This is a genomic window from Pseudomonas sp. Pseu.R1 (genome assembly GCF_045764065.1).
Classification (GTDB): domain Bacteria; phylum Pseudomonadota; class Gammaproteobacteria; order Pseudomonadales; family Pseudomonadaceae; genus Aquipseudomonas.
Window position 1 is genome coordinate 4,406,442 of sequence record NZ_JBJGEE020000001.1, and the last position, 23,693, is coordinate 4,430,134.

Consider the following 23,693-nt stretch of genomic DNA (forward strand, 5'->3'; position numbering starts at 1 on the left):
CGTCGGTCCTGAATTCATGGCCCGACACAGAGCAGTGGGAGCCGGCTTGCTGGCGAAAGCGTCGGGTCAGATAAACAGGTGTCGACTGAGCTACCGCATTTGCGAGCAAGCAGGCTCCTGCAAGAGAGGCTTTGCAGCGCTCAATAGGTTTGCGAGGAAATGAGAGCCTCAGACGATTCCCGATACCGCGCCAGATTCTCCTTCGCCGCCTGGCGCAACAAGCTGATGTCGATCCCCACCGCCACAAACTGACAACCCCAACTCATGTAGCGCCGCGCATCGTCCTCCGCCGGAGCAAGAATGCCGCAGACCTTACCTGCGGCCAACGTTGCATCGACGGCATGGCGAATCTGTTTCTGCACTTCGGGGTGAGACGGGTTGCCGATGTGGCCCAGTCCTGTAGACAAGTCAGCAGGCCCGATGAACACGGCATCGACGCCTTCAACGGCTGCAATGGCTTCGACGTTCTCCACACCCAGGCGTGATTCCACCTGAACGATCAGGCACAGTTCGTCGTGCGCAGTGTTGAGGTAATTCGGCACGGCATCCCAGCGAGTCGCGCGAGTCAGCCCGCCACCGACGCCACGAATCCCATGGGGCGGATAGCGCATGGCTTGCACCAGAACGCGGGCCTGTTCCGCGGTTTCCACCATCGGCACCATCAAGGTCTGTACACCGATGTCCAGCAATTGCTTGATCAACACCGCGTCACCCGTCACCGCGCGGACGATGGGGGCCGTCGGATAGGGCATGACCGCTTGAAGCTGCGCAAGAATGCTCGGCACGGTGTTGGGTGCATGTTCGCCGTCGATCAGCATCCAGTCGTAGCCCAGCCCTGCGACGATTTCCGAGGCGTAGCCTGTAGCAAAGCCAGCCCAGATGCCGTATTGCGGCTCGTTCTTGGCCAGTGCTGCCTTGAAGGCGTTGTGCGGCATTTTCATGAGGGGCTCCTTGTCAATGCGTGTACGGACGATGCAACTGGCACTCGGGGTTGAGCGTCACGCCAAAGCCCGGCTTATCCAGGCGAGACAAACGCATGCGGCCGTTCTCTGGCACCGGCTCACCCAGCAATTGCGGGTGGAACATGGGCACCACCTCATCGGCTCTCGGCGCCATCATCAGGAATTCAGCGAACGGGCTGTTGGTGCGCGTGGCGACGAAGTGGTAACTGTAGACCGACGAGCCATGGGGCACGACCAGCGCGTTGTGCGCATCGGCCAATGCGGAAATCTTGATCAGTTCGGTGATACCGCCGCACCAGCCCACGTCTGGCTGGATGATGTCGCAGCAGCCCATTTCCAGCAGCATGCGAAAGCCCCAGCGCGTGGCCTCGTGTTCGCCAGTGGTGACCAGCATGCCTTTGGGCAAGTTTTTGCGCAGCTCGGCGTAGCCCCAGTAGTCATCGGGGGAGAGCGCCTCTTCGATCCATTTCAAGCCGAACTCCTGGGCACCATGGGCCAGTTTGGTGGCGTAGTTCAGGTCCAGGCTCATCCAGCAATCGAGCATTAGCCAGAAATCCTTGCCCACTCGCTCGCGCATCACGGCCAGTTCTTCGAGGTTTTTGCGCAGACCTTCTTCGCCTTCGGCCGGGCCGTGATGCAGCGGCAGCTTGCCGCCAATGAAGCCCATTTTTTGTGCCAGATCGGGGCGGGCGCCGGTCGCATAGAACTGCAATTCGTCACGCACGGCACCGCCCAGCAGTTGATGAACAGGCTCCTGGCGCACCTTGCCGAGCAAATCCCAGAGCGCCAGGTCGATGCCGGAAATCGTGTTGATGACCAAGCCCTTGCGCCCGTAATACTGGGACGAGAGGTACATCTGATCCCAGATTTTTTCGATGCTGGTGACCTTCGCGCCTTCCAGAAAACGCGCCAGATGCTTTTCGACGATGTAAGCGGCAGGTTCGCCGCCGGTGGTTACCGCAAAGCCGACGTTACCTGCCGAGTCCTCGATCTCCACCACCAGCGTGCCGAGCACGTTGATGCCGAAGCTACGGCGGCTCTGGCGGTATTCGGGGTATTTGCTCATGGGGGTCGCGATGTGGTCGTCGATCCAGTGGCCGTCGCCCTGATCGTGATAATCGGCGCCGCCGCCCCGCAGAACGAAAGCGCGGACGTGCTTGATGGTTGGCGTGCTCATGGAGGACTCCTGTATTTGCGATGAATGAGGATCAGTGTTGAAACGTGGCGAGCTTGTTCGCTTCACTCGGATTGGGCGCGCGGATGCCCATGATCAGCGCAGCGGCAATCAACGTCGTCACCGAGAGCAGATACAGCCCGGCGGTGGGCGTCTGGAAGGCACCTTCAGCCCAGTTCTTGATAATCGGCGCGATGAACCCGCCCAGTGCGCCGAACGAGTTGATCAGCGCGATGGCCCCTGCCGCAGCGCTGCCTGCGAGGAAGCTGCCGGGGAACGTCCAGAACACCGGTTGCACGGCGATGAACCCGGAGGCCGCGAAGCACAGCGCGAGAATGGCCAGCAGCGGGCTGGTGAAGGCGACGGAAGCGGCAATGCCCAGGCCGGACACCACCAGCGTGAACGCCGCCACCAGGCGACGCTGCCCGGTGCGGTCGGCAATCGCAGGTACGCGCCAAGCCGCGAGCAATGCGCAGACCCAAGGGATGGCGCTGACCAGCCCGACCATGAAACCCACTTTGCTGCCCATCAACCCGGCGACCTGGCTCGGCAGGTAAAACACCACGCCATAGACGCTGGCTTGAATCAGCAGGTAAATCACGCACAGGTAGAGCACGGCCGGTTGGCACATGGCCTTGAGCACACTGCCGTGAGCCTGTTTCTGGCTGTCCTCGGCATCGAGCACGGCTTGCAACTGTTTGCGTTCGTCGCTGCTCAGCCATTGGGCATCGGCAGGGCGATTGTCGAGATAGAAATACGCCCAGATGCCCACGACGCTTGCCATCAAGCCTTCGACAGCGAACAGCCATTGCCAGCCGTGGCTGCCGAGCACGCCGTCCAGTTCCAGCAACAGCCCCGACAGTGGGCTGCCAAAAATGAATGCCAGCGGCGCGCCGAAGTAGAAAAAGCCCATGGCCTTGCCCCGCGCAGCGTGGGGAAACCAGTAGGTGAGGTAGAGAATCACGCCGGGGAAGAATCCGGCTTCGGCCACGCCCAGCAAGAAGCGCAACACGTAGAAGGTGGTTTCGTTGTGGGCAAAGACCATGGCGGCGGACACCAGGCCCCAGGTCACCATGATCCGGCACATCCACAGCTTGGCGCCGACGCGGTGCATGATCAGGTTGCTGGGCACCTCCAGCAGCGCATAACCGGCGAAGAACACGCCCGCGCCGAATGCGAACGCCGCGTCGCTGATGCCGGTGTCGACTTGAAACGCCTGTCTGGCGAAGCCGACGTTGGCGCGATCCAGGAACGCCATGATGTACATCAGCAGCAGGAAGGGCAGCAGACGCCAAGAGACCTTGGCCAGCAAGGCAGCAGGGAGTGTGTTCACGACAGTGTCCTTTTTGGAATTATTTGACTGCGTACGGCACTGACTCTAGGCCGCAGAGCGATGCGCGACCAATCGTTTTTAGCTTAGGATCGATACCTTCACGGTATCGTTATGCGGACGTTCGCCATGCCTGATCACTCGCCTCAACACTTGTTCAGCCGCCTGCGTTACAAGCATTTGCAAATGCTGGTGGTGCTCGGCTCCAGCCAGAACCTGCATCGCGCCTCGCTGAACATGCACATGTCGCAACCTGCCGCGACGCGCATGCTGCATGAGATCGAAGACATGTTCGGTTGCGAGTTGTTCGAGCGCCTGCCACGCGGGATGCGGCCCACCGCATTGGGCCGTGAGTTGCTGCGCTTCGCTGAATCGGCCCTCAGCGGGCTGGACCGTTGTGCGGCCGACTTACAGGCGCGTCAGCAAGGCGGTTATGGCTATCTGGCGATCGGCACGATCATGGGGGCTGCGCCTGATCTGGTGATGAATGCCGTCGCCGAGATCAAGGCCCTCAATCCGCAATTGCGCCTTCGCATCATGGGCGACACCAGCGATCAGATCATTCAGTTGCTGGAGCAAGGCCGGATCGACTTGGCCATCGCACGGCGCAATGCCACGACTGATCACGAGCACTACGCATTCGAACCCTTGGGCAACGAGCAATTGATGGTGGTGGTTCATCAAGGCCATCCGCTGGCGTCGCGGCGTACGCTGGACTGGGCCGAGCTGGTCAGCGAATGGCCGTGGATTCTGCAACCGGAAAGCAGCCCCGCCCGCATCGCTTTCGATCAGGCGCTGGAGCGGCGCTCTTTGCCTGCGCCTGCCGACGTCATCGAATGCAGCTCGGTGTATTCGATGCAGCAATTGGTGCAACTGACCGACGCGATCATGGTGCTGTCCGAATCGGCTTTGCGCGATTACTTGAAAATGGGGCTGGTCAAGGCGTTGCCAGTGAAGATCGAAGAACGCATGGCGCCGTTCGGTTTATTGACGAGGCGTGGGGAGTCCGCCAGTCGCGAGCGCACGCAATTCATTGCGTTGTTGCGCCAGCGGGCGGCGGAGCAGACGTCCATCGGGGGTTGACCTCGCGCTGTGCGAATTCGCAACACCCGGTATAGACTCCAGAGGGTCTTTTCAGGATCGGCCGAGATATGAAAGCGCCAATTCCGTTGTATGAAGAAGAGCGCCTGAAGGCGCTGCATGGGCTCGACATTCTGGACACGCCCCCCGAAATCGCCCTCGACCGGATCACCCGTCTGGTGGCTCGGGTGCTGGACGTACCGATTGCGCTGGTTTCATTGGTCGATGAAGACCGGCAGTGGTTCAAATCCAAGGCAGGCTTTGAGGCGAGCGAGACGCCCAGAGAAATGGCCTTCTGCGCACATGCCATCCTGCAAACCTCTCCGCTGGTGGTGCCTGACGCTGCTGAGGACGAGCGTTTTCGTGATAACCAGCTTGTCACGGGCGCGCCCCACATTCGCTTTTACGCAGGCGTGCCCATTCGAACCAGCAAAGGCTTCGCCGTCGGCACGCTGTGTGCCATCGACGAACGTCCTCGTCAGTTGACCCAGGAAGAGATCGACACCCTGCGCGATCTGGCCGATGTCGTCAGCCGCGAAGTGCAATTGCGTGAAAACCTGATGCTGGCCCGGCTTCAGCGCAATCGTTCAGAAGCGTTGTTCAAGGCCAGTGAAGCGGGTTATCGCTCGATGTTCGAGCTGGCTTCTGTGGGCATCGCGCTGGTTGCGCCTGACGGCGGCTGGATCAGCGTTAATACCGCGTTGTGCGAAATCCTCGATTACACGCCGGATGAGTTGAAACATCTGACGTTCCAGGACATTACCCACCCCGATGACCTGAACAGCGACATGGAACTGCTGCAGCAATTGATCGACAACCGGATTGACCGGTATCAGATGGAAAAACGGTATGTGCGCAAGGATGGCAAGTCCGTCTGGGTCAACTTGAGTGTCACTAAAAAACTTTCGGAAGAGGGGCGTCTGGAGTATTTCATCTCCATCATCCAGAACATTCAGGCGCGCAAGGAACTGGAGCAGGAGGCCCGTCACGATGCGCTGACCGGCCTCTACAACCGGCGTTCACTGGATTCGTTGCTGCCTATGGCGCAGGCGCGAGCTGACCGTTCCACGCTGCAAATGGCGCTGATGTTCATTGATCTGGATGGTTTCAAAGGAATTAACGATACCTACGGCCATGACGCAGGTGATGATCTGTTGCGTAGCATTTCTGCCCGGTTACAGAGCAGTGTGCGTCGTACCGATAGCCTGGTCCGGCTGGCGGGAGACGAATTCATCGTGATTCTGGAAGGCATCATTCCGGGCGCCGATGAGGCGCGGGAAGTGGCGAAGAAACTGCTGGCGGCCATTGCCGAGCCGATCATCATCAAGGGCGATGTGATCCGTACCAATGCCAGTGTGGGGTTTTCAATGTACGAGCCTGGCTCCGGCAAAGCGTCAGACGAGTTGATGCGCGAGGCCGACCGCTGGATGTACAAGGCCAAGCATTTGGGGAAAGGGCGGGTGATGCCGTAGCGGGCGGTCGCTTTTGATTCTGGCCGTAGGCCGTAGGAGCCAGCAAGCCGGCTCCCACAATGATCGCGTCAGGATGAAAACTGACGCGGATCATCCCATCAATGCAACTTCATCCGTGGCTCTGTCCCGCGCCCGATTCGGCTGCCCAGCATCAGCATCAACGTGCGGAACGTGCCGTACAGCGCCATCTGATGCATGCGGTACAGCGAGATGTAGAACATCCGCGCCAGCCAGCCTTCCAGCATCACGCTGCCCGTCAAGTTACCCATCAGGTTGCCCACTGCCGAGAACTTCGACAGCGAGATCAGCGAGCCGTAATCCTTGTACTGGTACTCCGGCAGATCGCCGCCTTCGATACGTAGCTTCAGCGATTTGACCAGCAGCGAGGCCTGTTGGTGTGCCGCTTGAGCACGAGGCGGGACGTTGCGGTCAGTGCCTTTTTGCGGGCAGGCGGCGCAGTCGCCAAAAGCAAAGATGTTGTCATCGCGAGTGGTCTGCAGCGTCGGGCGCACTTGCAGTTGATTGATGCGGTTGGTTTCCAGACCGTCGATGTTGTCCAGAAACGCCGGAGCACGAATGCCTGCGGCCCAGACTTTCAGCGTTGCCGGAATCACCTGACCGGCTGCCGTCACCAGCGCATCGGCGGTCACTTCGCTCACGGCGGCGTTGGTCAGCACGGTCACGCCGAGCTTTTCCAGTGTGGTGTGTACCGGCCCACCGATGCGCTCAGGCAAGGCAGGCAAGACGCGAGGGCCTGCTTCGATCACCGTGATGCGCAGGTTTTCCGGTTTGATCTGGCCCAGGCCGTAAGCGGCCAGTTCGTGGGCCGCGTTGTGCAGCTCGGCTGCCAATTCGACGCCCGTTGCACCCGCCCCAACAATGGCCACATTGATCTGTTCATTGGCCGCTAACTCACTGGCGTGGGCGCGCAGGTAGCGATTGAGCAGTTGCTGGTGGAAACGCTCGGCCTGCTTGCGGGTGTCGAGGAACAGGCAGTGCTCGGCTGCACCCTTGGTGCCGAAATCGTTGGTGGTACTGCCAACGGAAATCACCAGCGAGTCATAATCCAGCGTACGCGCCGGGACCAGCTCAGTGCCTTGTTCGTCGTAGGTCGCGGCCAGTTGGATGCGCCTGGTTTCGCGATCAAGGCCGGTCATGCGCCCCAACTGGAACTGGAAATGATTCCACTTGGCCTGCGCCACGTAGTTCAGCTCGTCCTCATAGGAATTGAGCGAACCGGCGGCCACCTCGTGCAGCAGCGGTTTCCAGATGTGGGTCAGATTGGCGTCTACCAGCGTGATGCTGGCCGTGCCTTTCTTGCCCAGGGTTTTACCCAGGCGGGTAGCCAGCTCCAGACCACCAGCGCCTCCGCCGACGATCACGATACGATGAGTCATGGGGATATCTCATAAGGCTTAAGGAATTCTCTTTTGGCTCTATCCGAGCGAGCGCCAGGCAGCTCATAGCGTCAGATAGCTCAGTAAACGGCTCAACAGGCCCAGTCCAATGACCACGCCCAACACCAGCACAAGGAGCAGCCAGGGCCGAAAAGGCCGACGCTCGACTTGGTGCTGGGGCGCGCGAAGGTATTCTTCGACACGCTTCTGGTCGTCAGGGTTCAGGCGGCTGGTCATATAAGCCTCGTCATGAACATTGATCGACGTCAGCGGACGGCGATCGGCGATGCGTTAACCTCGTTGACGACAGACTCCGGCCATGGGTTACACCGGATTTCAACGAACAATGCCGCTTTGTAACATTCGCGCGGAAATTGCGCCATCACAGGCTGATGCCGACATCGAAGACCACACTGCGGCCCAGGTTGGTCCGTAGAAAATCCGGCGCATCGGGGTGTGCGAACAGCACGCGAGCGAACGTCGGCCCGACCAATGAAAGTGAACGCCAGCCTTGTCGCAGGTATTCCGTGGGGGGAGGGAAGTGGCTGTTCAGATCCAGCACTTCGCGCTTGAGGCTGGCGAACGCGATGATGTCCAGCTCGCTCAAATCCAGCCCGCGTTCCTTGTAGTTGTGGGCCTTTTTGCGCAACGTCGGTGCCAGGCGGCGCAATAGCTCAGACGCGGGAATCCGCTTGGGTTTGGCTTCGCGCCGTACCAACTGACTCAGGGAAAACGCACTGCGGCGGCGCTGCAATTCTTCGCGCCACTCATCGTTGAGGCGTCGCCCTTCATCGAGCACGAAGAACACCTCGAAACACGCATCGCGAAACAGTACGTCCGGCGGCTCTTGCCCGGCGGGCAGGAAATCGTCGGTGCGATGCGAAATGTTCAGGCCTTGCAGCAAGCGCTGGCACACCCAGCGCTCACGTTCCCATTTACGCGCATTGGACAGAAACGTATTGGCTTGCTCGGCCTGGATCGTCAGCAGACGCAGGTAGTCGGAATCATCCATGAGGGAGAGCTTAGCGCTCTGGTGTGAAGATGAGGCGTCTGGCGGGACATAAAGTTGAAGACGGATTCCTGTAGGAGTGAGCTTGCTCGCGATTGCGCTGTGTCATTCACCTTATGCGTTTCTGAATTGACGCAATCGCGAGCAAGCTCACTCCGACAAAGAGCAGCCTACAAATCCCGCTGCTTCCTGAACTGCCCCGGTGGCATGCCGTGGGCGTGGCGGAAGCGTCTGGAAAAGTAGGCTTCGTCCGCAAACCCACACAGCCTCGCCACTTCTCCCACAGGCTTGTTGCCATTGAGCAGCAGCGTGCGAGCCAAATGCATGCGTCTTTCCAGCACCAATTCACTGAAGGTTTTACCCACTTCCTTTCGCAGCCAATGGGTCAGGTAATTAGGCGACAGAAACGCCGCAGACGCCGCTTTTTTCAGGCTCAGGTCCGGGTCGCTGAGGTTCTTGCGCACGTATTCGGACATCCGCGCCAACGCATCCCGACGGCTGCGTTCGGCGGCGTTGTCATCGGCCATCAGCTTGATTGGCTCGGCATACAGCTCACAGATCATGCCGATCAATTGCAGCAAACACCCCTTGAGGATTTCCCGCGTGCCGAACTGGCGGTTCTGATCCAGCGTGCGCATGCGGTCCAGCAACCGCTGAATTTCGGCGAAATCCTGTGCGTTCAAGGTGAAGTCCAGATGCTCCTGAAAGCGGAATGGCGACAGCTCCGGCGCCAGGGCAATAGGCACGTCTTCCAGGTCAAGCGGGTCGCATTGCAACTGCGGTAACAGGAACGTTTGTTCGAAGTTGATCAGCAGGAAATTGCCTTCCGGCGGGTGAGGGATCAGGTGCAGTTTGTGCGGCAGAATGAACGCCAGCGTGTTGCGCGGAAAGGGCCGCACCACGCCGCCGATGTGCTGCACGGTGTCGCCGCCCAAGTTGATCTGGATCTGAAAATATTCATGACGATGGGGCGCGGTTTCAGGCTTCCCTTCGGTCTTGCCACGGATATAGAAATCCGGCCGCTCACTGCGTTGCTGCATGCCATAGGTGGGAATGCGAGTGGCAGAGTCCATCGTGAATATCCTCATTCGTCTGGTTTTTATTGTCGGTCGTCCTATGACTTGATTCAAAACCTTTCTGTTCGACGGTGCCAGTTTTTTTGTCCAAAAAAACGATCAGTCGCGTTGAAAAATTAACCGCTCTACATCAGGCATTTTGGGCATGTTTTTGGTTTTTTATGGCATTCGGCGGCCGTAGGAATTTTTTGGACAAAGACTGACGCCAAGGGCCTGAAATCCAAAAACGTTCTAAGCAGCGTCTTGTTTAAAACCTGTCGTACGATAACTTTTAGGTGCGCTTCATTACTCGATTCCAATAAAAACAACGAGGAATTCTCATGTCGAGCAATCCTGATATTCAGGCTGCTGTGGTCGCCCCCATGGCTGCTGCACCCGCCCGTCCCGTGTCTCATCGACGCTGGTTCATGCTTTCGCTGTTGCTGATCGCGACGATCATCAACTATGTGGATCGGGTCAACATCTCCATCGCCGCGCCCTTCATGGCCAAGGATCTGGGTCTGGACAAAGTCCAGATGGGCCTGATCTTTTCCGCATTCGCCTGGACCTACGCCTTTGCGCTGGTGCCTGCCGGATTTCTCGCCGATCGTTTGGGTTCGCGTCTGACGTACGGCGTTTCGCTGATCTCATGGTCGGCGGTCACTGTATGCCAAGGATTGGCCGGCGGGTTCGCCTCGCTGTTCGGCATGCGTCTGGCCATCGGTGCTATGGAAGCGCCTGCGTTTCCGGCCAACAGCCGAGCGGTCACGGTCTGGTTCCCTGCCCGGGAACGTGGCCTGGCCAGCAGTATTTATGTATGCGGCCAGTATCTGGGCACTGCTTTGTTCACCGGTTTGCTGCTTTGGCTGGCGACCACGTATGACTGGCGCCACGTGTTCTACAGCACGGGCATCGTCGGCATCGTGTTCGGCATCGCCTGGCTGTATCTGTACCGCGATCCGCTGAGCTGCAAGAAGGTGAGCAAGCAGGAGCTTGAGTACATTGAGGCAGGCGGCGGTCTGGTCAAAAACAGCCAGGACAAGAACAAGTTCAAGTGGTCGCAAGTCGCGGAGTTGTTCCAATACCGTCAGGTCTGGGCCATCTGCATCGGCAAATTTGCCAACACCTCGGTGCTGTATTTCTTCCTGACCTGGTTTCCGACGTACCTGATCGAAGAGCGTCACCTGACCATGGTAAAGGTCGGCATTTTCGCGATCTTGCCGTTCATTGGTGCAACGGTGGGCGTATTGCTGGCTGGCGTTGTTTCGGACTGGCTGATTCGTCGCGGCGTCTCGCTGTCGTTCGCTCGCAAGTTGCCGCTGGTCGTAGGATCAGCCTTGGGCATGTCGATCATGCTGGTGAACTTCACCGACTCCAACACCCTGTGCATCGTCTTGCTGACCATCGCCTTTTTCGCTCAAGGCATCGCTTCGGCTTCGTGGGCGGCCGTGTCGGAAATCGCCCCGAAAGAGCTGATTGGCCTGACCGGCGGGATCACCAGTCTGGCCGCGAATATCGGCGGCATTGTGACGCCGATTGTCATCGGTCAGATCCTCCACGTATCAGGTGGTTTCGCGTGGGCGTTCTGGTTCATTGGTGGCCTGGCGTGCATGGGCTCCCTGTCTTACTCGCTGCTGCTGGGCCGCATTTACCGCATTCAGCTCAAGGCCAAGTAAGCGTTTCGAATGTGTGTGTGACCTTCTGCCGTCGTGGGCAAAGGCGTACGTGAGTGCGCCTTTTTTCTGCCCGGCACATTGAGTTTTTTAGTCCAGCGCGAACACGGTTTTGTCCAACTTTGTGGCGTTTTGATCCCGTAGTCTCAGGGTCAATCGCCCGCAGACAACCATCCGGACCGGGCCATAAGGAATATCCATGAGCAACTTCGTATTTGAACCGACCCGTATTTCCAGCCTGCCGGTCAGTGGCAGCGAGGGGCGTTTTCCCGTCGCTCGCGTGTTTTGTCTGGGGCGCAATTACCACTGGGGCGATTCGCAGAGCGGTGTGCGCGAAGTGCCTGCGTTCTTCATGAAGCCAGCGACCTCGGTGATCGATGCCCAAGGCGAACTGGACTTCCCGACCCAGACCGAGCAGTTCTGCCACGAAATCGAACTGGTCGTCGCCATCGGCAAAGGCGGCTTCCAGATCAGCGAAGAACAGGCGCTGGAGCACGTTTGGGGGTATGCCGCAGGCCTGGATCTGACTCGCCGCGACCTGCAAATGGCGGCCAAGGCGGTGGGTAATCCTTGGGAGCCTGCCAAGGCATTCGACGGCTCAGCGCCGATCACACCGATTCAGCCCGCCCGCGTCGGCGAGCACCCGAAACAGGGGGCGATCTGGCTCAGCGTCAACGGTGTGGAACGGCAGCGTTCGGATCTGGAAAGCCAGATCTGGTCAGTCAGCGAAGTGATCAGCCAGCTCTCTCATTCCGTCAGCCTGCGGGCGGGCGATCTGATCATGACCGGCACACCGCCCGGCGTGGCCGCCTTGCAGGAAGGCGACGTGATCAACGGCGGCATCAGCGGCATTGGCGAATTTGAAGTCCGGGTCGGCAGCCGTCGCGCTGACTGACACCTCGAAACGCATCACAGGAGAACAACAATGACAACGCAAACCCCTTCGAAAATTGCCTTGGTGACCGGAGCAGGAAGCGGCATCGGTCGCTCTGTTGCACTGGGCCTGCTGGAAGACGGCTACAAGGTCGTGGTGACCGGTCGCCGTATCGAGCCACTTGAAGAGTTCGTCGCGCAAGCTCGGGAGCAGGGGCATGAAGCCTTGGCCGTTTCAACTGATGTGCGCGATCCGGCCAGCGTCGACAGGCTGTTCGCGACCATCGAAGAGGTGTATGGCCGCCTCGACGTGGTATTCAACAACGCAGGCGTCAATGCGCCTGCCGTGCCGATGGATGAGCTGCCTGTCGACACCTGGTTGAAAGTCATCGACACCAACGTGACCGGGGTTTTTCTGTGCAGCCGTGGCGCGTTTGGCCTGATGCGCAAACAGTCGCCACAGGGTGGCCGCATCATCAACAACGGCTCGATTTCCGCCCACGTGCCGCGCCCGTTCACCGCGCCGTACACCGCCAGCAAACACGCCGTTCTGGGGCTGACCAAAAGCCTGGCGCTGGACGGTCGCGAGTTCAATATCGCGTGCAGCCAGATCGACATCGGCAACGCGCTGACCGAGCTCTCGGAGCGCATGACCCGAGGCGTGCGTCAGGCCAATGGCTCGATTGCGGTGGAGCCGATGATCGACGTCAAACACATCGCCGATGCCGTGCGTTACATCGCCGCGCTGCCGCTGTCGGCCAACGTGCTGAACATGACCGTCATGGCCACCAACATGCCTTTCGTGGGCCGTGGTTGATCCCTTTGGGCATTCGATGCGAGCGAGACTTTTATGAAACCTGAAATCCTGCAACTGAACCCGATCCTGATCCCGGAAATCAGCGCCAAACTCAACGAGCGCTACACCGTACGCCCCTACTATTTGCAGGCCGACAAAGCGGCTTATCTGGCTGAACATGGCGCGAACATTCGTGGTGTGGTGACGGGTGGGCACACCGGCATCACTCGCGCGGTGATGGAGCAATTGCCGAATGTTGAAGTGATCGCGGTCAATGGTGTCGGCACCGATGCTGTGGACTTGGCCTACGCCCACGATCGTGGCATTCGCGTCACGGCGACGATTGGCGCGTTGACCGAAGACGTTGCTGACCTGGCCATCGGTTTGCTGATTTCGGCGTGCCGTGGGCTGAACACGGGCGACCGCTTCGTGCGCTCCGGGCAGTGGGCGACCAGCCCGACGCCGCTGGCACCGCTGCCTCTGGCTCGCCAGTTCAGCGGCATGCGCGTGGGCATCGTCGGTCTGGGCCGAGTAGGGCGCGCTGTGGCGACGCGGGCAGCGGCGTTCGGTTGCCCGATCAGCTACACCGACCTTAGCGCCATGAGCGACGTGCCCTACACCTTCGTCAGCGATCTGGTGGAGCTGGCTCGCCAGAGCGATGCATTGATCGTCGCGGCCGCTGCCGACAAGGCCAAGGGCATCATCAACGCCCAAGTGCTCGAAGCGCTGGGCCAAGAGGGCTATCTGATCAACGTGGCACGGGGCAGCCTGGTGAATGAGCCGGATCTGATCGCAGCGCTGCAATCAGGTGCTATTGCGGGGGCCGGGCTGGATGTGTTCGTCGATGAGCCGCGTGCGCCCGCTGAGTTGTTCGATCTGGAAACCGTGGTGCTCCAGCCGCATCGCGCCAGCGCCACCGTACAGACCCGCACGCGTATGGGCGAGATGGTGCTGGCGAGTCTGGCGGCCGTGCTGGAGGGGCGTGAGCCGGTGGGCGCGGTGGCGTAAGCCTTCGATTCGCTTTTGATTCTGGGCGAAGTCCGTAGGAGCGCGGCTTCTCCCGCGATCTAGCGCGCAGCGGCGGAAAAATCAGGCGTATTCGTCGTCTCAGGTACACCGCGTCAGCCGCGTTTGCTGCCGGTTCCCGGCAGATCGCGGGACAAGCCGCGCTCCTACGGGCCTCACCCGGAATCAAGACTGTGTCCCGCCAAGCTCTGGGTCAAAACCCCGCCGACCCCAACGCCAGCTCTTCCACCAGAAAATCAATGAACGCGCGGGTCTTCAACGGCACCCGACGGGCCGACGGATACACCGCGTTCACCGAAATCGCAGGCGCTTGCCACTCGCACAACACCGGCACCAATCGGCCATCGGCAACGGCGCGTTCGATGATGAAATTGGGCAGCAGCGCGATGCCCATTCCCGATACGGCGGCCTGCGCAAGAATGTCGCCGTTGTTCGCGTGCAGTGGCCCGCTCACCGTCACGCGCTGGGTTTCCTTACCGTTGCACAGTTGCAGGCTGATACCGCTCTGCAAGTAGCCGTAGCTGAGGAATTGGTGGTTCGACAGATCTTTGGGGGACTGGGGCACGCCATGTTTGGCCAGGTACTCGGGCGAGGCGACCATGATGCGCGGCGCCGGAGCCAGCGAGCGGGCGACCATCGAGGAGTCTGGCAGGCTGGCGATACGAATGGTCACGTCAAAACCGCCTTTGACCGGGTCGACCTGCTGGTCGCTGAGCACCACCTGCAACTCGACGTTGGGGTGCCGCTCGTTGAACAGCGGCAACAGCGGTCCCAGGCGACTCAAGCCAAACGACATGGGGGCGTTGACCCGCAGTACGCCACGAATTTCGCCCATCCCGGTTCGTGCGCGTTGCTCGGCCTCATCCAGCGAGGCGATGACATCACGACAGGCGTCGTAGTACTCGGCGCCCGCTTCGGTCAGGTGCAGGCTGCGCGTGGTGCGTTGCAGCAATTGCACGCCGATGGCCTCTTCCAGCGCCTGAATCTGTTTGCTCACTTTCGAGCGCGGTACATCGAGGGCACGAGCCGCTGCGGCGAAGCCATTGGCCCCCACAGTGGCCACAAATGCGCGCATGCAATCGATACGGTCCATTAACGTCCCTAATATGGAAACAATGAGTCTCGATTCTATGGGATTGTTCCGTGATCGCCTAGTCCGTAAATTTACTCCCAAGCCAGCAAGCAAACAGCTCAACCGGTCAAGACCACCGAGCTAGAGCGGCCAACCATTACCGACCATTATCGAATCGAAAAGGAACATGCCATGTCTATCCGCGAACTGCTGAACCCAACCAACTCCGCTCTGATCCTGATCGATCACCAGCCACAGATGGCTTTTGGCGTGCAATCGATCGATCGGCAGACACTGAAAAACAACACCGTGGGTCTGGCCAAAGCCGCCAAAATCTTCAACGTGCCGACCATCTACACCTCGGTCGAAACCGAAAGCTTCAGTGGTTACATCTGGCCTGAATTGCTGGCCGTGCACCCGGATCAACAGCCCATCGAGCGCACCTCGATGAACTCCTGGGAAGACAAGAAACTGGTCGAGGCCGTCAAAGCCACCGGGCGCAAGAAACTGATCATTGCGGCCCTTTGGACTGAAGTCTGCCTGAACTTCCCGACGCTGGACGCACTGGCTGAAGGCTACGAGGTGTACATCGTCACCGACGCTTCGGGCGGCACATCCAAAGAAGCTCACGACATGTCGGTCCAACGCATGATTCAGGCCGGTGCCGTACCTGTGACCTGGCAACAAGTGCTGCTCGAATTCCAGCGCGACTGGGCGCACAAGGAAACCTACGAAGCGGTCATGCAACTGGTGCTGGAACACAGCGGCGCGTATGGCATGGGTGTCGATTACGCTTACACCATGGTGCACGGTGCCCCACAGCGCAAACTGAGCTGATCCCTCCATCAACGACACACATTCTTACACCCGAAGGCGTGAATAAAATCACGCCTTCGGGTGTTATAGCGTTCGACGCGCAGACTGTTTCAGAAGGTGTAGGCTGCTCTTGATCCGGATACGGAGGAGGTCGCTGCCATGATAGGAGCACAAGTACTCACACCTGAAACCATGACCCTTGGCTGGCTCATCTATGTGCCCGTGATTCTTTGGGCGTTGTGGCGTAGCCCCTGGCTGGAATTGATCACCGATACCCGACGTCAGCACCTGCTGTTCGGCACGGTGTTCGCGTTGTTCCTGCTCTGGCTGTTGCGGCGGGATTTCGACACTGGCGTTTCCTATCACTTTCTCGGCATGACCGCCGTGACCCTTCTGCTGAACTGGCCGCTGGCGATCATTGGCGGCTTGTTGGCTCAAATCGGGATGATGGTCGTGGGGCATCAGGACCTCGCGCCCTTTGGCATCAACGGCCTGCTGCTCGTGGGGTTGCCGGTGCTGGTGACTGAAAGTTGTTTTCTGCTGGTCGAACGCGCTCAACCGCGAAGCCCTTTCACTTACATCTTCTGCTCAGGTTTTTTCGCGGCCGCGCTGACGGCGCTGGCGTGTCTGCTATTGGCAATGAGCTTGCTGTGGGTCGACGGCTTGTTCGCCATGCCCGAATGGCTGGGTGATTTCGTCGGCTACCTCTGGCTGATCATGTTTCCCGAGGCGTTTATCAACGGCGTGGTCGTCACGGCGCTGGTGGTGTTCTGCCCCGAATGGCTCGACACCTTCAACCGTGCGCGATACCTGTCCGATGCCTGGGTGGATGATGGGGATACGTGACTTTCGATTTGTCGATGATCGTTCCCACGCTCCGTGTGGGAACGCATCCGCCGACGCTCCGCGTCTAATCTCAATGCTGCCGCGGCTCGAAATCACCTGAAAACAACTCATCCTCCGCATCCGGCGCGACGGGAATCGCATGTTCTTCCGACGCCCAGGCGCCCAGATCGATCAGCTTGCAACGGTCCGAACAGAACGGTCGAAACTTGCTCTCAGGCGTCCATTCCACAGGGGCTTGGCAGGTTGGGCAATTGACGGTCACTGGTTGGCTCATCATCGGCCTCCACGCAAAGTTAGATAAAAGTGATGCAGCCGCTCGACCTCGCTTTTCAGCCAGGCCGGATCGCGGTCGTTGACGATCACATCGTCAGCACGGCTCACGCGTTCCTCACGGCTGGCCTGGGCGTTCAGAATCGCCCGGACCTGTTCCTCGTTGGTCTTGTCACGCAGCACGGTGCGTTCGATTTGCAGCGCTTGCGGCACGTCAATCACCAGCACACGCTGCACCATTTGATGCTGGGACGTCTCCAGCAACAGCGGCGAAACCAGAATCGCGTAAGGCGATTCGGCGCGGGCCAGATATTGACGGATCTCCTCGCGAATCAGCGGATGCAACAGACCTTCAAGCCAGACCCGCTGTTGCGGATCCTTGAAAATCAGCTCCCGCAATGCCGCACGATTCAGCGTCCCGTCGGCCTGCAACACCTCGTCACCAAAGTGTTCGGCAATCTGGGCCAACGCCGGGCGCCCCGGCTCCACCACCCAACGCGCCGCCTGATCGGCGTCCACCAGGTGAATACCCAAATCGACGAAGCACTGCGCGGCGGCACTCTTGCCGCTGCCAATGCCGCCTGTCAGGCCAAGAATCCAAGGTTGTGTTACGGAAGATGTCATCGGAAACCGGCGATCTGCAAATACGAAGACGTTATTTGATCACCCCAGAGCAACGCGATCCACCCCGCAATGGCCAGATAAGGCCCGAACGGAATCGGCGTGCTGGTTTGCACATTGCGCAAACGCAACAGAATCAGCCCCAACACCGCGCCGACAATCGACGACAACAAAATCGTCAACGGCAAAATCTGCCAGCCCCCCCAAGCCCCCAGCATCGCCAGCAGCTTGAAATCGCCATACCCCATGCCTTCCTTGCCGGTGATCAGCTTGAACAGCCAAAACACACACCACAGCACCAGATAACCCGCCACCGCCCCCCACAAGGCATCGCTCAAGGACGCGAACAGACCAAACGCATTGACGATCAACCCCAGCCACAACAGCGGCAACACGATTGCGTCGGGCAACAACTGGTGATCGGCGTCGATCAGACTCATCGACAACAGACCCCAACTCAACACCAACACTGCACCTGCCTGCCAACCGAAACCGAAATGCCAGGCCACGAAGGCCGACAACAGACCACACGCCAGCTCGACCAGTGGGTAACGCTTGCTGATCGGGGCTTGGCAGCTTGAGCACTTGCCTTTGAGCGCGATGTAGCTGATGACCGGAATGTTCTCCCACGCACGGATCTGGTGAGAGCAGTGCGGGCAGCGAGAGTGGGGGAGGATCAGGTTGAAGGTTTCGGGTTGGGGCTCGGGAGGGAGTTCCAGCACTTCTCGGGCCTGGATCTTCCAGTCGCGCAGCATCATTTTCGGGAGACGGTGAATCACCACGTTGAGGAAACTGCCGACGAGCAGGCCTAAAACGAGGGCGCAGAAAACGAAGGCCAGCGGGGAGCTGGCCAGGAAGTCGGGGAGGGACATGTTAAACGACGTTTCCGAGCTGGAAGATGGGGAGGTACATCGCGATGACGAGACCGCCGACGATGACGCCGAGGACTGCCATGATCATGGGTTCCATCAGCGATGTGAGACTGTCGACCATGTTGTCGACTTCCTCTTCGTAATAGGTGGCCACTTTGTCGAGCATGGAATCGAGCGCGCCGGACTCTTCGCCGATTGCGGTCATTTGTACTGCGAGCATCGGGAAGACGCCGGTACTGCGCATCGAGAAATTAAGCTGCATGCCGGTGGAGACGTCTTGTTTGACTTTTTGCACAGCGTTTCTGAAGACGACGTTGCCTGTGGCACCTGCTACTGAGTCCAGTGCGTCGACAAGCGGAACACCGGCGGCAAAGGTTGTGGAAAGCGTTCGGGCGTAACGTGCGATAGACGACTTATAAATGAGCGGACCAATAATCGGAATTTTTAGGAGCAGTTGGTCGATTTGGTCACGAAACTTCTCTGAAGATTTGTGAGCTTTCTTAAAGCACATAAAGCCGATGACCAGGCCGGCCAGCACGTAATACCAATAGTTTTGAAGCACTTCTGATAAGCCTATTACCATCAAGGTGAAGGCCGGGAGCTTTGCCCCGAAGCTGCTGAAAACCGCTTGGAACTGAGGGACAACCTTGATCAGCAAAATGCCAGTCACGATAAACGCGACGACGATCACTGCCGTTGGGTAGGTCATCGCTTTCTTTATCTTCGCCTTCAATCGCTCAGTTTTTTCTTTATAAGTCGCAACTCTATCTAATAGCGATTCCAGTGCGCCCGCCTGTTCACCGGCGTCCACAAGATTGCAGAATAGGTCATCAAAGTATTGAGGCTTTTGTCTCAGTGATGTAGCGAGGCTATGGCCAGACGCAACGTGTTGTTTGATATCGTTGACGAGTTTCTGCATGTTCGGGTTTTCCGAACCTTCACTAATTATGTCAAACGACTGCAATAACGGAACTCCAGCTTTCATCATGGTCGCCATTTGACGGCTGAAAAAAGCAATATCTAATGCAGTGATTTTCTTGCCAGCGCTGAAAAGCGATACGGACTTCTTCTTGACCTTGGTTGGGTTGATCCCCTGTTTGCGGAGCTGCGCTTTCACCAGCGCTGGGTTATGCCCGTTGATTTCACCGCTAACCTTGGTCCCTTTTCTGTCTAGGCCTTCCCAGGCATAAACGCTGACTTTAACTGCTTTGGTCGCCATGTTTAGTCCTTGGTAACTCGGTTGATTTCCTCAAGACTCGTCAGTCCTTGCATGGCTTTTGACAGGCCTGAGGTCCGCAAGTCTGCGAAACCGTCCTTGCGCATTTGAGCCGAGATTTCGAGAGAATTACCTTCCTCCATGATGATGCGTTCAAGGGCTGGCGTGCTCTTCACAACTTCATATATACCGACGCGACCTTTGTATCCTGCATTGCAATGCTCGCAGCCAGTGGGAGAGTAAAGCTTGAAACTCCCAATTTTTTCTTTTGGAAAGCCTTCGGCAAGAAGGGTATCGCGAGGAATTTCAGCTTCTTTTTTGCAGTGAGGACATAGCTTGCGAGCGAGACGTTGCGCGATGATCAGATTGATGGCTGTAGCGATATTGAACGCTGCCACTCCCATATGGTGTAGACGCGTCAAGGTTTCAGCCGCACTGTTGGTGTGCAGCGTCGAGAGCACCAAGTGGCCGGTCTGCGAAGCCTTGATCGCAATTTCTGCTGTTTCCAAATCGCGAATCTCACCTACCATAATTACGTCAGGGTCCTGACGTAAGAATGCGCGCAAAGCTTGGGAGAAATCCATGCCTTGACGAGGATTGACGTTGACTTGGTTGATGCCTTCCAAGTTGATCTCTACAGGATCTTCAGCAGTCGAAATATTGATATCCGGGGTATTAAGAATGTTAAGACCTGTATAAAGTGAAACCGTCTTGCCAGAGCCTGTAGGACCCGTTACAAGGATCATACCTTGCGGTTTGCTCAAGGCATCCAGATATAGCGCTTTTTGGTCCGGCTCGTAACCAAGCGCGTCGATACCCATTTGTGCGCTGGTAGGGTCGAGAATCCGCATTACGATCTTCTCGCCCCACAGCGTGGGAAGCGTATTGACTCGAAAGTCGATAGCACGGCTTTTCGAAATGCGGAGCTTGATCCTACCGTCTTGTGGCTTACGTCGTTCAGAAATATCCAGTCCTGCCATGACCTTCAACCGTGCAGCAATACGGGCTGCTAGCTGGCTTGGCGGCTTTGCGACTTCGTGCAGGATGCCGTCCGTACGTAGTCGGACACGGAAGACTTTTTCGTAGGGTTCGAAATGTAGGTCAGAAGAGCCCAATCGTATGGCGTCCATCAGCATTTTGTTTACGAACCTAACGACAGGGGCGTCATCGGCGTCCTGCCCGGCGATTGTGTTTTCTTTGCTGTCATCGACCGTTTCGATTTCTAGACCCAGATCTACGTCTGAAATATCGCCTAAGCCTGAGTGGCTATCAAAGAACTTCTCAATTGCCGCAGTGAGTTTATCGTCCTCAACCAAAATCGCTTCGGTGTTGAGTCCTGTACTAAACTGAATGTCAGTGATCGCTTGATGATTGGTCGGATCCGAGACCCCTACAAAAAGTTTATTCCCCCGACGCCACAGCGGCAGGGCGGAGTGTTGCCTAACCAGCTTCTCGCTGACGAGACCTTTGGGTTGGCTTTCTTTATCTAGCGTGCTGAGGTCGAGGAACGGTAAGCCAAATTGTTCTGACGCCAGTTCAGCCAGCGTGAGACTCCTCACTAGCTTGTTCTGGACCAGGTAGTTGACCAGTGAGACCTTGTCCCGGCGCGCCTGTTGGTAGGCCTGTTGAGCAGCTTTTTCATTAAGGAGTTCGGCTTCGACGAGTTGTTTCGCCAAACCGGTTAGGACGACATCAGTCATTACAGCCACCAGACGCAGACATTGGACCGTTTATAGCGTAGTCGGGCTGTGCTGCCAAATAGTGGTATGGAATGTGACGAAAATTGTCATTAAGTGCTGCTGCAAGGAGGGGAACAAGGCACGTGAAGCCATCAGGGCGAAAAAATACGACTCCACCGTATTGGCATGCCCTGTGCAAAACGTTCCGCGAGTAACACCAAATTGACGCTTGGAGTAGTAGCGATGAACGCACAAAAAGGCTTTACGTTGATTGAGTTGATGATCGTAGTGGCGATCATTGGTATCTTGGCTGCTGTGGCGATCCCGCAATACAGCGATTACACTTCGAGAGCTCGCGCCTCTTCCACCGTGAATGATTTGGCTGCATACAAACAGGCCATCAGCTTGTGCGCCGCCGAGACAGGCGCATTGACCGCTTGTGGACCTTCGAGTAACGGAGTCCCTGCCGCAGTTGCTACCGCTAACACCGTTGGCCTTGCCATCACCGCCGCTGGCGTGATCACTGGTACCAGCGCGGCAACTGACTCCTCAGGTACTGCACTTACTTTCACGTACACACCTGCATTTAACGCCTCGAATGCAAATATGCTCTGGACGATGAGCGGTACTATCTGCAACGCTACTCGTGGTTTGAAATCGGGGCAGGGCGGCTGCCCATAAGCCTCGGTCACACTGACCCGGCTCAGTTAAGTGGCTGAAATTAGCAATACGCCGAAATAGCTCAGTCGGTAGAGCAGCGCACTCGTAACGCGAAGGTCGCAGGTTCGATTCCTGTTTTCGGCACCACGCACAACAAAAAGCCCGGTCATCACGACCGGGCTTTTTCGTTAAAAGAGGTCGCCTAACTGGCCTCAAAGGCTCCAGTCGTTCACCACTTTGTTCTTGTTGAAGTAAATGGTCAGGCTGTTGCCGTGGTGCTCGGTGTCACCGTTCATCTTGCCGGAGGCGGTGGACGCAGCGTTCGAGGCGCCGTTGGCGTAGCTGGTCATGTTGAGCGCACTGGAAACGGCGCCCGCGCCGGGGATGTAGCCTGCCAGGCTGGATGCATCGCTCAGGTTGCCGGATTTGTCATAAGTCCAAGTGTAAGTACCGTCCGAGTGAGTGTGCTGGCCATCCGGAACGCCGTAGATTGCCTGAACCTGGCTCTGAGTCGTTTGATGCGGGGTGATGTGGTTCTTGACGTAGGTGGCGCTGAACTTGTCTTCGCCTCCCATGGTGCTGCAACCGGCGAGGAGCGTGACGGCGAGCAGGCAAAGGAGTCTGATTTTCATGGTTGTGTCCCTACAATTGATGAAGTGTCGAGAGTCGCCATGCAATGCAGGTGACTCGGCGCCCGCGAGTGTATCTTTCGTAAGAAAAATCCTACAAACATCAAAATGTGCGCTGGTTCACGTTTTGGATCCAGCCTGGCGATTGTCCGATCAGCGGCGATTGCCGGTGAATGGCGCGAATTGAGCTTAAAAATGAGTGAGTCTAATTTCGCTATTCGTTTGAGTGGTGCAGGAAAGTAAAAAGCCCGATCATTGTAAATGAGTCGGGCTTTTTCTCACTCAAATGGACGCTCAGATACTCAGCCGCATCGACAAATCCACCGCCTTCACATCCTTGGTCAGCGTGCCGATCGAGATGTAATCCACCCCCGTTTCGGCAATCGTGCGTAATGTCGCATCGGTCACACCACCACTGGCTTCGAGTTTGGCGCGGCCTGCGGTGAGGCGGACGGCTTCGCGCATGTCGTCGAGGCTCAGTTCGTCGAGCATGATGATGTCAGCGCCGCCGTCGAGGGCTTGCTTGAGCTCATCGAGGCTCTCGACTTCGACTTCCACCGGTTTGCCGGGCGCGATTTTGTGGGCGGCGGTGATGGCTTCGGCGATGCCGCCGCACGCTGCGATGTGGTTTTCCTTGATGAGAAAGGCGTCGTACAGGCCGATACGGTGGTTATGGCAGCCGCCGCAGGTGACCGCGTATTTCTGTGCCAGGCGCAGGCCGGGGAGGGTTTTACGGGTGTCGAGCAGTTTGACCTGAGTATCGGCGACCATGTCGGCATAGTGTTGCGAACGGGTAGCGACACCCGAGAGCATTTGCAGGAAGTTGAGCGCGCTGCGTTCGCCTGTGAGCAGGGAGCGGGCCGGGCCTTCGAGGTGGAACAGCACCTGGTTGGGCTGGACCCGGTCGCCGTCCGCAACTTGCCAATGCACTGCGACGCGCTGGTCCAGTTGACGAAAAACGCTGTCGACCCAGGCAGTCCCGGCTATCACCGCGGCATCGCGGGAGATCACGGTGGCCTTGGCCAGACGCTCGGCTGGGATCAGTTGCGCAGTGATGTCGCCACTGCCCACGTCTTCAAGCAACGCACGGCGTACGTTGGCTTCGATTTCGGCGGTCAGAGCGGCAAGACGTAGGTTCGGCATATCGGACTCCACATACTAAGTG

24 protein-coding genes and 1 tRNA gene are annotated in these 23,693 nt (G+C 58.1%); 10 read left to right on the plus strand and 15 right to left on the minus strand.

Translation table 11 applies throughout. The annotated features are described in order from the left end of the window. Positions 1–140 precede the first annotated feature (140 nt). Genes ACI5GA_RS20185 through ACI5GA_RS20195 form a run of 3 tightly spaced genes read right to left on the minus strand, consistent with a single transcriptional unit; the run spans position 141 to position 3,469 of the window. Positions 141–941 (minus strand): aldolase/citrate lyase family protein, encoded by an 801-nt coding sequence (locus ACI5GA_RS20185; protein ID WP_421423967.1) that lies wholly within the window; start codon positions 939–941, stop codon positions 141–143. A gap of 13 nt (positions 942–954) precedes the next feature. After that, complete coding sequence (gene rhmD, locus ACI5GA_RS20190; RefSeq protein ID WP_421423969.1) at positions 955–2,139, minus strand: L-rhamnonate dehydratase; 1,185 nt, start codon at positions 2,137–2,139, stop codon at positions 955–957. A 31-nt stretch (positions 2,140–2,170) separates the two neighbouring features. Further along, positions 2,171–3,469: an MFS transporter gene (locus ACI5GA_RS20195; protein WP_404639688.1), complete on the minus strand. Its 1,299-nt coding sequence runs from the start codon at positions 3,467–3,469 to the stop codon at positions 2,171–2,173. 126 nt (positions 3,470–3,595) lie between these two features. Between ACI5GA_RS20195 and ACI5GA_RS20200 the strand changes: the two genes are divergently transcribed. Both ACI5GA_RS20200 and ACI5GA_RS20205 read left to right on the plus strand, forming a co-directional pair. Continuing rightward, positions 3,596–4,549 carry a LysR family transcriptional regulator gene (locus tag ACI5GA_RS20200; RefSeq protein ID WP_404639686.1) on the plus strand — a complete coding sequence of 318 codons (954 nt, stop codon included), beginning with the start codon at positions 3,596–3,598 and terminating at the stop codon, positions 4,547–4,549. A 68-nt stretch (positions 4,550–4,617) separates the two neighbouring features. Beyond that, positions 4,618–6,018, plus strand: a complete 1,401-nt coding sequence (locus ACI5GA_RS20205) for a diguanylate cyclase domain-containing protein (protein ID WP_421423971.1) — start codon at positions 4,618–4,620, stop codon at positions 6,016–6,018. Positions 6,019–6,116: 98 nt separating this feature from the next. Here the strand turns inward: ACI5GA_RS20205 and ACI5GA_RS20210 are convergent, their stop codons facing one another. From ACI5GA_RS20210 to ACI5GA_RS20225, 4 genes are all read right to left on the minus strand, one after another. Next, positions 6,117–7,415: an NAD(P)/FAD-dependent oxidoreductase gene (locus ACI5GA_RS20210; protein WP_421423973.1), complete on the minus strand. Its 1,299-nt coding sequence runs from the start codon at positions 7,413–7,415 to the stop codon at positions 6,117–6,119. 63 nt (positions 7,416–7,478) lie between these two features. Beyond that, positions 7,479–7,652, minus strand: coding sequence for a DUF3094 family protein (locus tag ACI5GA_RS20215; protein WP_404639680.1), 174 nt, complete (start codon positions 7,650–7,652; stop codon positions 7,479–7,481). A gap of 145 nt (positions 7,653–7,797) precedes the next feature. Beyond that, positions 7,798–8,427 (minus strand): DUF1780 domain-containing protein, encoded by a 630-nt coding sequence (locus ACI5GA_RS20220; protein ID WP_404639678.1) that lies wholly within the window; start codon positions 8,425–8,427, stop codon positions 7,798–7,800. Positions 8,428–8,594: 167 nt separating this feature from the next. Continuing rightward, complete coding sequence (locus ACI5GA_RS20225) at positions 8,595–9,497, minus strand: helix-turn-helix transcriptional regulator (RefSeq protein WP_404639676.1); 903 nt, start codon at positions 9,495–9,497, stop codon at positions 8,595–8,597. A gap of 323 nt (positions 9,498–9,820) precedes the next feature. Between ACI5GA_RS20225 and ACI5GA_RS20230 the strand changes: the two genes are divergently transcribed. The 4 genes from ACI5GA_RS20230 (at position 9,821) to ACI5GA_RS20245 (ending at position 13,829) form a co-directional block, all read left to right on the plus strand. Beyond that, on the plus strand, positions 9,821–11,155 hold the full coding sequence (locus ACI5GA_RS20230; RefSeq protein ID WP_404639674.1) for an MFS transporter: 1,335 nt from the start codon (positions 9,821–9,823) through the stop codon (positions 11,153–11,155). A gap of 190 nt (positions 11,156–11,345) precedes the next feature. Beyond that, positions 11,346–12,047 (plus strand): fumarylacetoacetate hydrolase family protein, encoded by a 702-nt coding sequence (locus ACI5GA_RS20235; RefSeq protein ID WP_421425502.1) that lies wholly within the window; start codon positions 11,346–11,348, stop codon positions 12,045–12,047. Positions 12,048–12,077: 30 nt separating this feature from the next. Continuing rightward, positions 12,078–12,842 carry an SDR family oxidoreductase gene (locus tag ACI5GA_RS20240; protein WP_421423977.1) on the plus strand — a complete coding sequence of 255 codons (765 nt, stop codon included), beginning with the start codon at positions 12,078–12,080 and terminating at the stop codon, positions 12,840–12,842. Positions 12,843–12,875: 33 nt separating this feature from the next. After that, positions 12,876–13,829: a 2-hydroxyacid dehydrogenase gene (locus tag ACI5GA_RS20245; protein WP_421423979.1), complete on the plus strand. Its 954-nt coding sequence runs from the start codon at positions 12,876–12,878 to the stop codon at positions 13,827–13,829. Between the two features lie 211 nt (positions 13,830–14,040). Here ACI5GA_RS20245 and ACI5GA_RS20250 read toward each other — a convergent pair whose 3' ends face one another. Continuing rightward, the gene (locus ACI5GA_RS20250) at positions 14,041–14,940 is read right to left on the minus strand and encodes a LysR substrate-binding domain-containing protein (RefSeq protein ID WP_421423981.1); all 900 of its coding nucleotides are present in this window, start codon (positions 14,938–14,940) and stop codon (positions 14,041–14,043) included. 171 nt (positions 14,941–15,111) lie between these two features. On the opposite strand from ACI5GA_RS20250, the gene ACI5GA_RS20255 reads away from it, so the two are divergent. Continuing rightward, on the plus strand, positions 15,112–15,756 hold the full coding sequence (locus ACI5GA_RS20255) for a hydrolase (RefSeq protein ID WP_404639666.1): 645 nt from the start codon (positions 15,112–15,114) through the stop codon (positions 15,754–15,756). A 138-nt stretch (positions 15,757–15,894) separates the two neighbouring features. Further along, on the plus strand, positions 15,895–16,581 hold the full coding sequence (locus ACI5GA_RS20260; RefSeq protein ID WP_404639664.1) for an energy-coupling factor ABC transporter permease: 687 nt from the start codon (positions 15,895–15,897) through the stop codon (positions 16,579–16,581). 70 nt (positions 16,582–16,651) lie between these two features. Here the strand turns inward: ACI5GA_RS20260 and yacG are convergent, their stop codons facing one another. The 5 genes from yacG to pilB are packed head-to-tail and all read right to left on the minus strand — an operon-like array spanning position 16,652 to position 21,260. Then, positions 16,652–16,855 (minus strand): DNA gyrase inhibitor YacG, encoded by a 204-nt coding sequence (gene yacG, locus ACI5GA_RS20265; RefSeq protein ID WP_421423984.1) that lies wholly within the window; start codon positions 16,853–16,855, stop codon positions 16,652–16,654. After that, the gene (gene coaE / locus ACI5GA_RS20270) at positions 16,855–17,475 is read right to left on the minus strand and encodes a dephospho-CoA kinase (protein WP_421423986.1); all 621 of its coding nucleotides are present in this window, start codon (positions 17,473–17,475) and stop codon (positions 16,855–16,857) included. The genes yacG and coaE overlap by 1 nt, the downstream gene beginning before the upstream one ends. Beyond that, positions 17,472–18,344: a prepilin peptidase gene (locus ACI5GA_RS20275; RefSeq protein ID WP_421423988.1), complete on the minus strand. Its 873-nt coding sequence runs from the start codon at positions 18,342–18,344 to the stop codon at positions 17,472–17,474. The genes coaE and ACI5GA_RS20275 overlap by 4 nt, the downstream gene beginning before the upstream one ends. A 1-nt stretch (position 18,345) precedes the next feature. Continuing rightward, a complete protein-coding gene (locus ACI5GA_RS20280) occupies positions 18,346–19,563 on the minus strand; it encodes a type II secretion system F family protein (RefSeq protein WP_421423990.1) in 1,218 nt (405 codons plus the stop codon). Between the two features lie 2 nt (positions 19,564–19,565). Continuing rightward, a complete protein-coding gene (gene pilB, locus ACI5GA_RS20285; protein WP_421423992.1) occupies positions 19,566–21,260 on the minus strand; it encodes a type IV-A pilus assembly ATPase PilB in 1,695 nt (564 codons plus the stop codon). Between the two features lie 222 nt (positions 21,261–21,482). On the opposite strand from pilB, the gene ACI5GA_RS20290 reads away from it, so the two are divergent. Together ACI5GA_RS20290 and ACI5GA_RS20295 are read left to right on the plus strand one after the other, a co-directional pair. Further along, complete coding sequence (locus ACI5GA_RS20290) at positions 21,483–21,920, plus strand: pilin (protein ID WP_421423994.1); 438 nt, start codon at positions 21,483–21,485, stop codon at positions 21,918–21,920. 50 nt (positions 21,921–21,970) lie between these two features. Then, positions 21,971–22,046 (plus strand) — tRNA-Thr (locus ACI5GA_RS20295). A gap of 65 nt (positions 22,047–22,111) precedes the next feature. Here ACI5GA_RS20295 and ACI5GA_RS20300 read toward each other — a convergent pair. Together ACI5GA_RS20300 and nadC are read right to left on the minus strand one after the other, a co-directional pair. Beyond that, on the minus strand, positions 22,112–22,531 hold the full coding sequence (locus ACI5GA_RS20300; RefSeq protein WP_404639648.1) for a hypothetical protein: 420 nt from the start codon (positions 22,529–22,531) through the stop codon (positions 22,112–22,114). 291 nt (positions 22,532–22,822) lie between these two features. Beyond that, positions 22,823–23,671, minus strand: a complete 849-nt coding sequence (gene nadC, locus ACI5GA_RS20305; RefSeq protein WP_404639646.1) for a carboxylating nicotinate-nucleotide diphosphorylase — start codon at positions 23,669–23,671, stop codon at positions 22,823–22,825. Between the last annotated feature and the right edge of the window lie 22 nt (positions 23,672–23,693).

Bases quoted from the DNA above. Each gene is read 5' to 3' on its own strand.
- ACI5GA_RS20290 (WP_421423994.1), top strand. From the start codon at position 21,483: ATGAACGCACAAAAAGGCTTTACGTTGATTGAGTTGATGATCGTAGTG.
- yacG (WP_421423984.1), bottom strand. From the start codon at position 16,855: ATGAGCCAACCAGTGACCGTCAATTGCCCAACCTGCCAAGCCCCTGTG.
- ACI5GA_RS20210 (WP_421423973.1), bottom strand. From the start codon at position 7,415: ATGACTCATCGTATCGTGATCGTCGGCGGAGGCGCTGGTGGTCTGGAG.
- ACI5GA_RS20300 (WP_404639648.1), bottom strand. From the start codon at position 22,531: ATGAAAATCAGACTCCTTTGCCTGCTCGCCGTCACGCTCCTCGCCGGT.
- pilB (WP_421423992.1), bottom strand. From the start codon at position 21,260: ATGACTGATGTCGTCCTAACCGGTTTGGCGAAACAACTCGTCGAAGCC.
- ACI5GA_RS20230 (WP_404639674.1), top strand. From the start codon at position 9,821: ATGTCGAGCAATCCTGATATTCAGGCTGCTGTGGTCGCCCCCATGGCT.
- ACI5GA_RS20220 (WP_404639678.1), bottom strand. From the start codon at position 8,427: ATGGATGATTCCGACTACCTGCGTCTGCTGACGATCCAGGCCGAGCAA.
- ACI5GA_RS20215 (WP_404639680.1), bottom strand. From the start codon at position 7,652: ATGACCAGCCGCCTGAACCCTGACGACCAGAAGCGTGTCGAAGAATAC.
- nadC (WP_404639646.1), bottom strand. From the start codon at position 23,671: ATGCCGAACCTACGTCTTGCCGCTCTGACCGCCGAAATCGAAGCCAAC.
- ACI5GA_RS20200 (WP_404639686.1), top strand. From the start codon at position 3,596: ATGCCTGATCACTCGCCTCAACACTTGTTCAGCCGCCTGCGTTACAAG.
- ACI5GA_RS20205 (WP_421423971.1), top strand. From the start codon at position 4,618: ATGAAAGCGCCAATTCCGTTGTATGAAGAAGAGCGCCTGAAGGCGCTG.
- rhmD (WP_421423969.1), bottom strand. From the start codon at position 2,139: ATGAGCACGCCAACCATCAAGCACGTCCGCGCTTTCGTTCTGCGGGGC.
- ACI5GA_RS20260 (WP_404639664.1), top strand. From the start codon at position 15,895: ATGATAGGAGCACAAGTACTCACACCTGAAACCATGACCCTTGGCTGG.
- ACI5GA_RS20245 (WP_421423979.1), top strand. From the start codon at position 12,876: ATGAAACCTGAAATCCTGCAACTGAACCCGATCCTGATCCCGGAAATC.
- ACI5GA_RS20240 (WP_421423977.1), top strand. From the start codon at position 12,078: ATGACAACGCAAACCCCTTCGAAAATTGCCTTGGTGACCGGAGCAGGA.
- ACI5GA_RS20250 (WP_421423981.1), bottom strand. From the start codon at position 14,940: ATGGACCGTATCGATTGCATGCGCGCATTTGTGGCCACTGTGGGGGCC.
- ACI5GA_RS20185 (WP_421423967.1), bottom strand. From the start codon at position 941: ATGAAAATGCCGCACAACGCCTTCAAGGCAGCACTGGCCAAGAACGAG.
- ACI5GA_RS20280 (WP_421423990.1), bottom strand. From the start codon at position 19,563: ATGGCGACCAAAGCAGTTAAAGTCAGCGTTTATGCCTGGGAAGGCCTA.
- coaE (WP_421423986.1), bottom strand. From the start codon at position 17,475: ATGACATCTTCCGTAACACAACCTTGGATTCTTGGCCTGACAGGCGGC.
- ACI5GA_RS20255 (WP_404639666.1), top strand. From the start codon at position 15,112: ATGTCTATCCGCGAACTGCTGAACCCAACCAACTCCGCTCTGATCCTG.
- ACI5GA_RS20225 (WP_404639676.1), bottom strand. From the start codon at position 9,497: ATGGACTCTGCCACTCGCATTCCCACCTATGGCATGCAGCAACGCAGT.
- ACI5GA_RS20275 (WP_421423988.1), bottom strand. From the start codon at position 18,344: ATGTCCCTCCCCGACTTCCTGGCCAGCTCCCCGCTGGCCTTCGTTTTC.